Annotated in this window: 11 protein-coding genes; 3 read left to right on the forward strand and 8 right to left on the reverse strand. The window is 66.1% G+C overall.

Annotated elements, in window-relative coordinates:
- Positions 1 to 157 precede the first annotated feature (157 nt).
- Positions 158 to 1,183 (forward strand): VTT domain-containing protein, encoded by a 1,026-nt coding sequence (locus U5760_RS23885; protein ID WP_322014765.1) that lies wholly within the window; start codon positions 158 to 160, stop codon positions 1,181 to 1,183.
- A gap of 54 nt (positions 1,184 to 1,237) precedes the next feature.
- Here the strand turns inward: U5760_RS23885 and U5760_RS23890 are convergent, their stop codons facing one another.
- Positions 1,238 to 2,665, reverse strand: a complete 1,428-nt coding sequence (locus U5760_RS23890) for a DHA2 family efflux MFS transporter permease subunit (protein ID WP_322014766.1) — start codon at positions 2,663 to 2,665, stop codon at positions 1,238 to 1,240.
- 316 nt (positions 2,666 to 2,981) lie between these two features.
- Between U5760_RS23890 and U5760_RS23895 the strand changes: the two genes are divergently transcribed.
- Positions 2,982 to 4,007, forward strand: a complete 1,026-nt coding sequence (locus U5760_RS23895; protein WP_322014767.1) for an aldo/keto reductase — start codon at positions 2,982 to 2,984, stop codon at positions 4,005 to 4,007.
- A gap of 83 nt (positions 4,008 to 4,090) precedes the next feature.
- On the opposite strand, the gene U5760_RS23900 is transcribed toward U5760_RS23895, so the two are convergent.
- The 7 genes from U5760_RS23900 to U5760_RS23930 form a co-directional block, all read right to left on the reverse strand.
- Complete coding sequence (locus U5760_RS23900; RefSeq protein WP_028224313.1) at positions 4,091 to 4,270, reverse strand: hypothetical protein; 180 nt, start codon at positions 4,268 to 4,270, stop codon at positions 4,091 to 4,093.
- 557 nt (positions 4,271 to 4,827) lie between these two features.
- Positions 4,828 to 5,535 (reverse strand): carbonic anhydrase, encoded by a 708-nt coding sequence (locus U5760_RS23905; RefSeq protein WP_322014768.1) that lies wholly within the window; start codon positions 5,533 to 5,535, stop codon positions 4,828 to 4,830.
- A 289-nt stretch (positions 5,536 to 5,824) separates the two neighbouring features.
- Positions 5,825 to 6,664 carry an ABC transporter ATP-binding protein gene (locus U5760_RS23910; RefSeq protein WP_322014769.1) on the reverse strand — a complete coding sequence of 280 codons (840 nt, stop codon included), beginning with the start codon at positions 6,662 to 6,664 and terminating at the stop codon, positions 5,825 to 5,827.
- 42 nt (positions 6,665 to 6,706) lie between these two features.
- Positions 6,707 to 7,540, reverse strand: coding sequence for an ABC transporter permease (locus U5760_RS23915; protein ID WP_322014770.1), 834 nt, complete (start codon positions 7,538 to 7,540; stop codon positions 6,707 to 6,709).
- 40 nt (positions 7,541 to 7,580) lie between these two features.
- Complete coding sequence (locus U5760_RS23920) at positions 7,581 to 8,438, reverse strand: ABC transporter permease (protein WP_322014771.1); 858 nt, start codon at positions 8,436 to 8,438, stop codon at positions 7,581 to 7,583.
- 19 nt (positions 8,439 to 8,457) lie between these two features.
- The gene (locus U5760_RS23925) at positions 8,458 to 9,534 is read right to left on the reverse strand and encodes an ABC transporter substrate-binding protein (protein ID WP_322014772.1); all 1,077 of its coding nucleotides are present in this window, start codon (positions 9,532 to 9,534) and stop codon (positions 8,458 to 8,460) included.
- Positions 9,535 to 9,811: 277 nt separating this feature from the next.
- Positions 9,812 to 11,056 carry an MFS transporter gene (locus U5760_RS23930; RefSeq protein WP_322014773.1) on the reverse strand — a complete coding sequence of 415 codons (1,245 nt, stop codon included), beginning with the start codon at positions 11,054 to 11,056 and terminating at the stop codon, positions 9,812 to 9,814.
- Between the two features lie 113 nt (positions 11,057 to 11,169).
- On the opposite strand from U5760_RS23930, the gene U5760_RS23935 reads away from it, so the two are divergent.
- Positions 11,170 to 12,051 (forward strand): LysR substrate-binding domain-containing protein, encoded by an 882-nt coding sequence (locus U5760_RS23935; protein WP_322014774.1) that lies wholly within the window; start codon positions 11,170 to 11,172, stop codon positions 12,049 to 12,051.
- The last annotated feature ends 511 nt before the right edge of the window (positions 12,052 to 12,562 follow it).

Raw genomic sequence — 12,562 nt, forward strand, 5'->3', positions numbered from 1 at the left:
GTCCGATCGTGGCCACCCGTTGCCGGTGTGCAAAAGACCCTTCTGGCGGCAATGCGAGCAGAAGTTCACATGTTTGCGGTAATCTCACCACTCGGCCCGCGCGAGCGAGCCATTTTTATTGTTCTCACCCGCCAGGCTTTGTGCAGGAACCTCAGCAATGTGGACTCTCCCGACCGCCATTCCGCCCGACTTCGGCGCCGGGGTGGTCTTTCTCAGCGTGCTCGTGACGCAACTCGGCGTGCCGGTGCCGGCGGCGCCGGTGCTCGTCCTCGCGGGGACGATGGCGGCGGGCGGCGAGGCGTCCTATGTGCATCTGCTGGCGGCGGCGGTTGCCGCCACGCTGCTGGCCGACTCGCTGTGGTTCACGGCGGGCAGGTTGCGCGGGCGGCGTCTGCTGAACGGTCTCGTGCGTTTCTCGCTGTCGCTCGACACGACCATCCGCGTGGCGCGCAACGTGTTCGAACGCTATGGCGCGCCGATTCTCTCGGTGGCGAAGTTCGTGCCGGGGCTGGGCCTGATTTCCGCGCCGCTCCTTGGAACGACCACGGTCGACGTGCGCATCTTTCTGTTCTGGGACGCGCTGGGTGCGGTGCTGTGGGCGGCCACCTGGCTCCTGGGCGGCGCGGCGCTCAATACGGAAATCGTGCACTTCGTGATGTTCGTGCGTGCCAACGGCGGCACGATTTTCGACGTGCTCGCCGTCGCGTTCGCGCTCTTTCTCGCGTGGCGCTGGCTGCGCCGCTGGCAGTTTCGCCGCTGGCTGGCCACGCATCGCATCTCGCCTGATCAGCTCGACGAGATGATGAAGTCTTCGGCGCCGCCGATCGTGCTGGACGCGCGTCCGCAGAGCGTGCGCGACAAGGAGTCGTATCGCATTCCAGGAGCGCGGCCGCTCAATCTGGACTCGAACGAGGCGCTTGCGCCCGAACTGCTCGAAAGGCCCATCGTGGTGTATTGCGTGTGCCCGAACGAGGCCACGGCCAAGCGCATCGTCAATCAGTTGCGCACCAAGAATATCTATCACGCCCATGCGCTCAAGGGGGGGCTCGACGCGTGGGAGCGCCACGGTTATCCGGTCGAGCCGCTCTCCTCGGAGTTTCATGCCGCGCACGTGCGCGATAGCGAACCGCCGGAGCCCGGTGCGGAAGAAGAGTTCACCGTGCGCGCGAGTCTTTCGAAGTAGTTTCCGAAGTGATGCACGGCCGGCGTCGCGCACGCGAGGCCGGTCTCCGCGGTTTCAGGCACGCTGGCGCCGCGAGCCGCCGCCCACGTTTTGCCCCGCATCGCGCGCCAGTTGCGCGTAGCCCCAGATCGAAGCCAGCGTCAGCAAGCCGGCCAGCAGGAAGGCGATGCGAAAGTCGTCGAGTGTGAACGCGTGGCCGGTCGTCTCGCCGTTGAAGGTCGCGGCTGCACGCAGCGCCACCGCGCCGAACGCAATCCCTAGCCCGTTCGTCATCTGCGCCGCCGCGCTCCAGAGTGTGCTGGCGGCGCTCATCTGCGGCTGCGCGACGTCGGCATAGGCGAGCGTCGCCAGCGTGGAAAACTGCATCGAACGCGTGACGCCATAGACGAACACGACGATCAGCACCACCACCAGCGGGATTTCGGGCGTGAGCAGCCCGCATGCGATCGTCGCGATGCCGGCGATCGCAACGTCGACGATCGCAACCTGCCTGAAGCCCCAGCGTTCGAGAATCCGCGTGGTGAGCGCTTTCATGCCGAGGTTGCCGAGTGCGCTCGCGAGCAGCAGCAGGCCCGACTTGAACGCCGAGAGGCCGAAGCCGATCTGGAACAGAAGCGGCATCAGATAAGGCGCGGCGCCGATGCCGATGCGCGTGAAAGAACCGGTGACGACCGTCACCGAAAACGTCGGAATTTTCAAAGTGGAAACATCGATCAGCGGATGCGGACGGCGTTTCGCATGGGCAACCGCAATGAAGCCCAGCACGAGGCCCGCTGCGACGATGCCGCCCGCGATCCAGGGATTCTCGCCGGGCTGGCTCGCGAGTTCGGCCCCGTAGAGAATGGCGGTGAGCGTCGCGCCGCTCAGCACGAGGCCCACGAGATCGAGCGGCCGGCGCGATTCGCCGCGCAGGTTCGGCACGAGAGCGACCACGGCGGCAAGCACGGCAATGCCGAACGGCACGTTCAACAGGAAGATCCAGCGCCACGACGCGTAGGTGGTGATAAAGCCGCCGACGGGCGGCCCGACCACGGGGGCGGCGATCGCAGGCCAGGTGATGGTGGAGATGGCCTGCATGAGCCGGCTCTTGTCGGTGCTGCGCACGACGATCATGCGTCCGACCGGCACCATCATCGCGCCGCCCATGCCCTGCAGCACGCGCGCGGCGATGAACTCGTCCACGTTCTGCGCCAGTCCGCACAGCACCGAGGCCACGGTGAACGTCACCACGGCGCCGAAGAATACGGTGCGCGAGCCGCAGCGATCGGCGACCCAGCCACTCGCCGGGATGAAGATGGCGAGCGCGAGCATATAGGCCGTGACGCCGAGGCTCAGACTGTTCGGGCCGATGCCGAACGAGCGGGCCATCTGCGGGAGCGCCGTCGCGATCACGGTGGTGTCGAGGTACTCCATGAAGAAGGTTGCTGCCACAACGTACGGCAGCCAGCCGACCGACGGGCCGCGCGTGGAGCCGCCGCTCACGGGGCCTCCACGTGCGTGGCCGGATTCATGGCGGGCAAAGGGGAGGGCGGGGTGCAACGGGGCGCAAAGAGGTGGGACATGGTCGGTCTGCTTGCGTGGTGCGGGCCAGCGGCGGTTCGCATCGGAAACGCCGGGGCGTTGCGCCGATTCCCATCGGAAACATGGGGCGTGTGCACGAGGCATATCGCTTGCGGCCCATCGGCGGAAGGCGACAGTGTACAGCGCCACCGCCGCAGGCTCGTTCCAGGCAGGCAGAGCCCGAGGCGCGTACACTCGATCGCTGTTCCTCAACCACTTGTTTCGTGGAGGCTAAGCAATGGAATACCGCTTTCTGGGCGCATCGGGCTTCAAGGTGCCGGTGCTGAGTTTCGGGACCGGCACGTTTGGCGGCAAGGGAGAATTCTTCGAAGCCTGGGGCGCGACCGACGTCGCCGAAGCGCGCCGTCTCATCGACATCTGCCTCGACGCCGGCGTTTCGATGTTCGACAGTGCCGACATCTACTCGAGCGGCGCGTCGGAGTCGGTGCTGGGCGAGGCGCTCAAGGGGCGCCGCGACAAGGCTATCATCTCGACCAAGGCCACCTTTCGTTTCGATGACGGACCGAACAGCGTAGGTTCGTCGCGGGTGCATCTGCGGCGCGCGGTGGACAGCGCGCTCAAGCGTTTGCAGACCGACTACATCGATCTTTTCCAGCTCCATGGCTTCGATGCGAAAACGCCCGCGGAGGAAGTCCTCTCCACGCTCGACGATCTGGTGCGCGCCGGCAAGATTCTCTACACCGGCGTTTCGAACTTCTCGGGCTGGCATCTCATGAAGTCGCTCGACGTGGCCGACCGCTACGGGTATCCGCGTTATGTCGCGAACCAGACTTATTACTCGCTGATCGGCCGCGACTACGAATGGGAGCTCATGCCGCTGGGCCTGGATCAGGGCGTGGGCGCCGTGGTGTGGAGCCCGCTCGGCTGGGGGCGTCTGACCGGCAAGATCCGCCGCGGTCAGCCGCTGCCGGAGAAGAGCCGCCTGCACAAGACGGCGGACATGGGGCCGCCGGTGCCGGACGAGTACCTCTTTCGCGTGATCGATGCGATCGACGAGATTGCGCAGGAAACCGGCAAGACCATTCCGCAGGTCGCGCTGAACTGGCTGCTGCAACGGCCCACCGTCTCGACGGTGCTGATCGGTGCGCGCGACGAAGCGCAACTGCGCCAGAACCTGGGCGCCGTGGGCTGGAATCTCACGTCGGAGCAGGTCGCGAAGCTGGACGCCGCGAGCGCGGTACGGCCTGCGTATCCGTACTGGCATCAGGAGGGTTTCGCCGAGCGCAATCCGTCGCCGGTCTGAAGCGGCGCGGGTAGCGATCGTCGCTTGAAAGGCGCGCGGCATGCCGCGCGCCTTTTGCGTTTCTGGGCCTCGCTGTGTGCGGATTATTGCGGCGTGTCGGCGCCGCGCAGGATCTGCGCCGCGCCCAGATGGATAGCGAGCGCAAAGAAGTCGCGTTCCGCCAGATTGGCGGCCTTGGCGATGGCGAGTGCGCGGTGATGGTCGTTCGGGTGGAGCTGCAGCTTCACTTCGACTTTGGCGGGCGGTTTCGGCAGGTATTCCATGGACGGTTTTCCTCGGTTTTCGGGTTCGCTGCCCTTGTGGGGCGAAGAGCCCATTGCCGAGCGTCGGCGCGCAAGCGATGCGCGGGCGGATGGCTGCGCTTCATGCGCGTAGCGGTCCGGCCGGTGACGTGGAGTGGGCTTGATTTGCCCGCCTGCGCCGATGCGATGGCGCAAACGAACCCCGCGTGCCACGAACGGATGTTGCGCGGCTCGACGCGGTATTGCCTGTTTATTACCTGGTGGTGCCTGGATGGTGCTGGGTGCAGCTGGATAGTGCCGATAAAGCAGAAAGCGAACGGCTGGGCAGATTTGTTCTTCTGCTGCGGCAACGGGGCCGCATGTATGTAGTACGGGGCGCAGTATAGCCGTGTTAAATCCTAGGGTAAATACCTATTTGGAAAATAACTGCTGCAAAACGGGGGAGATGGACGGGAACGCCCGGCTGGCGGGGAGAAGGGGGCAATGCAGCACGGGTGGCGTCGCGTTGCGACGCCACCCGTGCTGATGCCTAGTGGATCAGACAAGCATCCGGCCCGGGGCGCGCAGCCCCGGCGGAGTTAGCCCGCGGTTTGCTTGCGCAGCCGGGCGCGCGCCTCGGCGAGGGTGAGGAACTGCCCGTTTGCCTCGTCGAGCACTGCAACCTTGCCGTGCCCGATGTCGTACACCCAGCCCTGCAGGGCGAGCTGCCCCTGGGCGACGCGTGCCGCGACGGCCGGGTGCGTGCGCAGGTGGGTCAGCTGGAGCCGCACGTTTTCCTCGACGAGCGCCTGCACGATCTGGTTTTCGTCCAGTCCGCGCGTCTGCACGACGCTGCGCGCGGCTTCCGCATTGCGCAGCCAGGCATGCACCGTGGGCATGTTGGCCGTGGCGGCGCCGCCGGCGGCAAGGCCCTTCATCGCGCCGCAGTCGGTATGGCCGCACACGACGATCTGGCGCACATTGAGCGCCAGCACCGCGAATTCGACCACGGCCGACACGCCGCCGAGCATCTCGCCGTAGGCCGGCACGATGTTGCCGATGTTGCGGCAGACGAAGAGTTCGCCGGGGCGCGTCTGCGTGACCATGTCGGGCGAGACCCGCGAGTCGGCGCAGGTGATGAACAGCGTATGCGGCGCCTGGCTATGGGCGAGGCTGTGGAACAGCTCCTTGTTGCCCGGGAACACGCGATGAGTGAACTCGTCCACGCCGTCGAGCAGGTGAAGCAGGTCGCAGCCGCACGAGTCGGAATGTTCGTCGTGCTCGTGCGAGTGAGGTTGTTCTGGCATGGATGTTTCTCTCTTGGTCATGAATCGGCACATACGAATGGCAACAGCGTTAGTTTACGCTGCCATGACGGCGTGCGGATCGGAAACGTGCCGTTTCCGCCGCTGCGCCATCGCATTCGCGGTCGCATTCTCTCATGCCATAAACGCATTGCCCTATACGCGTTCGCGCTACTTCCCAGGCGGGAGTTTCCGATGGGATACGGCGTGGCCGCCGCTGGCGGGCCCGGCCGACCGGCCAGCCGGTCGATAAAGCGTGCCGGATGGCGCTAGCGCGTGCCTCGGGCCCGGCTTACCACGCCAGGCGCCAGGCGGAGAAGGGCGGGTCGATTTCGCGCGGCGGTGCTGGCGGCGCACCCTCGTCGACGGCGGTTTCGCCGGTGAAGTCGGCGAGGATCGCATCGCGCAAGGCCACGAAGCGCGGATCGCTGCGTTCGCGCGGTCGAGGTAGCGCGACGTCCACGACGCGGCGGATGCGTCCCGGCCGCGGCGCCATCGTGACCACGCGCTCGCCCAGATAGACGGCCTCGTCCACGTCGTGCGTCACGAGGATCATGGTGATGCGTTCGCGCTCCCAGATACGCTGGAGCTCGTTTTGCAGGCGGCCGCGGGTCAGCGCGTCGAGCGCGCCGAACGGTTCGTCGAGCAGCAGCACGCGCGGACGGTTCACGAGACCGCGCGCGATCGCCACGCGCTGTGCCATGCCGCCCGAGAGCTGATGCGGATAAGCGTCTGCGAAGCCCTCCAGGCCCACGAGCGCGATGTGCTCCGCCACGGCCTCCCGCTTCTGCCGCTGGGACAGCGGAGCATTGCGCAAGGCCGCGAAGATATTCTGCGCCGCGGTCAGCCACGGAAAGAGCCGGTGATCCTGAAACACGATGCCGCGATCGAGCGAGGTGTCGCGCACGCGTTCGCCGGCCGCCATGATCGCACCGCTATATCCCGCATCGAGGCCCGCAATCAGGCGCAGCAACGTGGACTTGCCGCAGCCGCTCGCGCCCAGCACGCTCACGAACTCGCCGGGGCGCACCCGCAGGGTCACGTCGTCGAGTACGACGAGGGCGTCGTCGCCGGTGCCGTAGCGCTTGCTGACGTGGAGAATGTCGATGCCTTCGGGTTGCGGCGCGGTCATGGCGTCTTCCTGGTTGCGCATTTGAGAAGGATTGCGAATCAATCAGCCGGCGAGGCCGGTGCGTTTCTGGAACACCGCGCGCTCTACGCGGCGGGCGACGGCATTGAGCGCCCAGCCCGTCGCGCCGACCACGACGATGCCGAACAGCACGAGGTCCATGCGGAACTGCTCGCTGCCGTCGATCAGCGTATTGCCGATACCGCTGCCCGCCACCAGTAGATATTCGGCGCCTAGCGTCGCGAGCCACGAATAGATCAGCGCGAGATAGATGCCGGTGAAGATCGACGGCAGCGCGGCGGGCAGGATCACGTAGCGTATCAGCTGGAATTTCGAGTAGCGCAGCGCACGCGCGACCTCCACGTATCGAGGCGGCACGGCGTGGATGCCGTCGCAGGTGTGCGCGGCCACCGGCAGCAGGGCGGCGAGCGAGAGGAACACGACTTTCGCGGCATCCCCGAGGCCGAACCACACGGAAATGAGCGGGATCCACGCGAACAGCGAGATCTGCTTGAAGGTGTCGAAGCTCGGGCCGACGAGCCGCGCGGCGATACGCGAGAAGCCGAGCGCGCCGCCCAGCAGCAGCCCGGCGAGCGAGCCGATCACGAAGCCGCTTGCTTCGCGCGCGAGCGAAGCGGACAGCGCACGCAACAGGGCGCCGCTCGTGATCTGATCCCACGCGGTATGCAGAACGTCGGCGGGGCTCACGAGCAGGCCGCTCTTCACGAGGTGCAGCGCGCTCACGGCCCACCAGAGCGCGAGCGCAACGAGCGGCAGCACGGCTCCGCGCAGGTCGAGGCGGCGCGTTTGCCTGGGCTCGGGCGCGTCGCAGGTGCAGGCCGGAGGGCGGGCGGAACGTCGGAACGGGTTGTGGGGCATGAGCTTTCCTCGGGCACCAGAGAGGCGATTCAGGAGCGTGTCACTCGCGGAACGCAGAGGGCAGGCCCCGGCGCAGCCGCTTTTCGAGCGCGTCCAGCAGACGGTTGATGACGAGGCCGATGGCGCCCACCACGACCACGGAGGCCATCACGAGATCGAGCTGGAAGAGCTGGCGTCCGTACACGATCAGATAGCCGAGCCCTTCCGACGAAGCGACGAGCTCCACCACGACGAGCGCGAGCCACGCCTTGGTGAACGCGAGCCGCACGCCGGTGGCGAGTGTGGGCACGGCGGCGGGCAGCACGACATGCACGATGCGCTGCCAGCGCGAATAGCGAAACACACGCGCGGCTTCGTCGAGTGCAGGGGGTGTCTGCCGGAATCCCTGCAGCGTCGAAAGCGTCACGGGCACGAGCGCGGCGTGCCCGATCAGCAGGTATTTGAGCGGCTCGCCCACGCCGACGAGAAGCAGCAGGAACGGCAGCCAGCCCAGCACCGGAATCTGCACGAGCGCGTTGAAGCTTGGCAGTACATAAGCTTCGAGCGTGCGCGAGAGCCCAAGCGCCGCGCCGATGACGAAGCCGAGCAGCGCGCCGCCGGCGAAACCCAGCAGGACGCGTTGCAGGCTGATGAGCGTATTGCGCGCGAGATCGCCGCTCGTTGCGAGATCGACGAAGGTTTCGTATACGCGTTGCGGCGGTGGCAGGATTTGCGGCGCGATCCAGCCGCGTTCGCAGCCGACGCTCCAGAGCACGTAGAGCAGCGCAGGGAGCAGCCACGGCGCGAGGTGCCATGCAACGGTGCGCAACCAGGCCGGAAGCGGCGTGCGTGCGTGGGTTTCGGTTGCCGCCGGCGCGGCCGCGCGATCGGACGCGAGAGGAAGGGCGGTATCGGGCATGGGCGGCTCCGTGACGCGCTTAGCCGAGCGGCTTGCCGTTCGCGTCGTAACGCGTCCAGTAGTGCTCCAGCTTCTGGTCGCGCAAGGCGTTGTCGAGATAGCGCGGCTCGAACCACGAATCGACGTCGACGCTCTGGCGGATCAGCTTCAGGCGCAGCGCATCGTCTGCGACGGCCTTGTAGCGCGCGACGATGAACGGATCGATGAGCGGCGAGTTGCGCTGCTTGAGACTTTGCGGCGGGTACTCCGCCTGCCACGAGGCGTAGCTCACGCCGCTCTTTGCCCAGAGCTTGAAGAGCGCGTCGCGGTTCGCCTCGTCGGACGACCAGCGCGCATCCTTCACGAACACGTTCACCACGCGCTGCACGATGTCCGGATGCGCTTTGTCGAAATCGTCCACGACGAGCAGATGGGCCTGACGCGTGAACTGCGCTCCGTCGTTCTGCGATTCGTACACGATGCGCGCAAGGCCCTGGTCGCGCAGGCGGTAGAGGTGATAATCGTTGATCGAAGCGTCGATGCCCTTCGAAGCCAATGCGGCGAGCGAGCTTGCGACGTCGAGGTTGATCACGCGAAGATCGCGCTCGTCGAGCTGGTTCGCGGCCAGCGCATTGTCGGCCACGAGTTGCAGGTTCGTGCCGCGAAAGATCGAAACGCGCTTGCCTTTGAGGTCCTTGATCGTATGAATGTCCGAGTCGGGCGGCACGCCGACCTTCACGCCCGAGCGCACGCCCGACTCCAGCAGGATGTGCGTTTTCAGGCCGTTCGCGCGGGCGAGCACGGCGGGCAGGTCGCCCTGGTACGCGAAGTCGAGCGACTTGTCGGCAATCGCCTCGTTCACCGCGGGCCCGGCGCCCTTGAAGAAGACCCATTCCACCTTGATACCGTCCGGCGCGAACTCTTTTTCGAGCGATTGCTGGATCTGGACCGTCGCCGCAGGAGAGCCGCCGAAGGTCGGCGGATCGCCCGAGCCCTGCTGCGCGACGCCGATGCGGATCACGGCGGGCTTGTCGGCATGAGCGTTGACGGCTGCGAATGCGAGTCCTGAGGCAAGCGCTGCGGCGAAAAGGGGCTGCAGAAGACGGTGTAAGCGCATGAACGTGGTCGTAAGCGTGCGGGGTCAGTACGTTAGTACAACAAAGGAATGAATGCTGGTATAGGGTGATGCGAAGTCGGTATCGCGCTGCATGGTTGCTTCCGACGCAGGCAGTGAAGCGCCGTGTGCTTCAGTCGCGACGAGTCCCCATGGTAGTGGCGGCAGGAGCGCCGCCGAAGCGAGAAATCGTGCTAACGATCTGAACGGCAGAGGGAAACGGCGCTATCGCGTCGAATGCGTTGCGATAGCGCGTTTTTTTGGAGGGATTCGTGGAGGATCAGGACCCGGCCGCGTGCGTCGCGGTGCCCGTGCGGCGTGCGGGCATGAAGTACCAGATGCCGCCCGCGATCTGCAGCACGACGAGGCCGGCCCAGACCGTCTGATGCGCGATGGCGGGATAGTGCCCGTCGACCGCCGTCCAGTGGCCGAGTGCCGCGCCCACGGCAATCTGCGCGAGGAAAATGCCGACGAAGATCACGAGCGTGAAGGTGGTATTGACGCGTCCGATCAGGCGCGGCGGGAAGTACTCGGCGAGCACCGCGTAGGTGAGGATGCCGGTGCCCCCGAGCGCGCCGTATGCGGCCCACAGCACGGGCGCGGGCAGCGGCGCGCGGGCGGCCAGCAGGGCCTGCACGATCACGAAGAGCACCATCGTTACGCCGGAAAAGAGCTGCACGCTCACGCCGCGGCGCTCGAACGCGCGGGCGAGGGCCCCGAAGCCGATGTTGCCGGCAATGAACGCGGCGCCGAGCACGGAGACGAGCGAGGCGGCGCGCGCGGCGGCATCGGGGGTGCCGGCGGGCACGACGTCGCGCAGGAACGCGCCCACCCACAGCGACTGCATGGCGTAGAACACGGTCTGGGTGAGCGCGGAGAAGGTCGCGGTCTTCCAGAACGCGTGGCTGCGCAGAATATGGGCGGTGCCCTTGAACTGTTCGAGCACGCTGGCCTGGTGGTGCGTATCGCGCGTGCGCGGGCCGCCTATCCAGATGATCGCGGCGACCGCGGCGGTGAGCGCGGCGAGGCCGAGACTCACGCCGCGCCATGGCGCGACGGAAAGCAGCCACGTGAGCGGCGCGCCCACGGCCACGCCGCCCAGGCCGCCCACGGCCATCACGAGCCCGTTGACGAGCGTGAGCTGCGCCACGGGGAAGTGCTGCGCCGTAGCCTTGAATGCACCGCCGAGACACACGGAAACGCCGATGCCGATCAGGAGCCGCCCGATCATCATCATGCCGATGCTGTGCGAGAGCCCGAAGATCAGCGCGCCGGCGGCGGCGATCAGCATGACGCAGGCCGTGACGCGGCGTGGTCCGAAGTGGTCGAGCAGGACGCCGCCGGGGATCTGGGCGCCCGCGAAGCCGAGGAAATACAGGCTCGTGAGGGTGCCGAGGTCCGTGGCGGTCATGCCCATTTCGTGCGACAAAAACGGTGCAAAGCCGAGATTGACGCCGCGAAAGAGATAGGAAACGAAGTAGCCGAGCGCAAAAACGGCGAATACGCGCAATCTGAGTGAAGTCATGATGCCGGGAGGCGCGAAAGCGGATTGAATGCCTGGGTGTCGATTATTGGCGAAAAGCCGCGTCGGCCGCCAGCGAGAGATTTCGGACGGGATTGTGAGTAGAATTTGACGTCATGTCCCGACCGCTACCTCCTCTCCAGGCCCTGCGCGCGCTAGAAGCCGCGGCGCGGCGGCGCAGCTTCAGCCGTGCCGCGGAAGAATTGCATTTGACGCACAGCGCCGTGAGCCACCATTTGCGCGGGCTCGAAAACGAGCTGGGTGTCGAGCTTTTCCGCCGCGCGGGCAGCCGCATGATTCCCACCGCTGCGGGCGCGCAACTGGCCGAACGCGTGCGGCGCAGCCTCGACGAACTGCGCAGCGCGCTCGACGCGACGCGCCCGGGCGTGAGCGGCGTCACCCGGCTGGAGCTGAGCGTGATGTCCGATTTCGCTTCGGTGTGGCTGATTCCGAGGTTAGGCGATTTCTACGACCGCCATCCCGACGTGGATCTCTCGCTGCGCATGCACGCCGACGTCACGCCGCCCGATCCGTATCCGTTCGATATCGGGATCTGGCATCGCCGTGTGGACGAGCCCGGTTTCCAGTTCCGCAAGCTGCTCGACGACCAGGTCGTGGCCGTGTGCAGCCCGGCGCTGCTCGCCCGCTATCCCGGCTTTCGCGTGGAAGACCTTGTGAAAATGCCGCTGCTGCGCTTTACGCGGCGCTCGTGGCGCGATTTCTTCGAGGCAGCAGGCGTAGCCGGCGACGAGCCCGAGCGCGGCCCGGTATTCGACGACGCCGGGCTCTTGCTGCAGGCCACGGTGGCCGGGCAGGGCGCGGCGACGGCGCGCCTCCAGCTCGCGCGTGGTTTCATCGAGCGCGGCGAACTGGTGCAGCTGAGCCAGGTGCGCATTCCCGCTTCGCTCGACTATTACTTTTCCTGGCGCGAAGGGCACCCGCGCGAGGCGGCCATTCAGCAGTTTTATCGGTGGATCAAGTCCCAGCTCGCGAATTGAGCGCGAGCGCGGGACAGGGGCGTCATTCGGGTAATACCGTATGCTGCGCTGTCAACGCCGCGTGAATGCCATACGTTGATGGTCGATAAAGGGATTGCATTACGTGCATGACGCAACGGCACCCGAATGCGACGGGAAAAGCCGTATTGAATCGATTGCGTTATTCGTCTGGCATGCACCAACGCGGAACATGGCAATCACCGCATTCAAGGCATTAAGGTTTGCGTGAATGGATTGCAAATGTGAATTCGTGCTAATGGCAAACCCGCTTTTCCCGAATTGAAGCCGTTTTTTGTATCGGGGCAGCGACAGTGCGATTACACGCTCATGACAAGGCGGTGCGGAAAACGGCACAATGCCCCTTGCCTGCACCGGCCCGTGCGCCTTCGGGTCGGCGGCCGATGTAGCAGGAATAAGGCGCGGGCAGCACGATTGGCATCATCGTTCAAACATTTGGAGTATCGTTACTCCGCAATGCAGTGAAGGCATCCCGAATGGTTCGGGCCAGCCT

It is taken from the genome of Paraburkholderia sp. J12 (assembly GCF_905220215.1).
Lineage (GTDB): Bacteria > Pseudomonadota > Gammaproteobacteria > Burkholderiales > Burkholderiaceae > Paraburkholderia.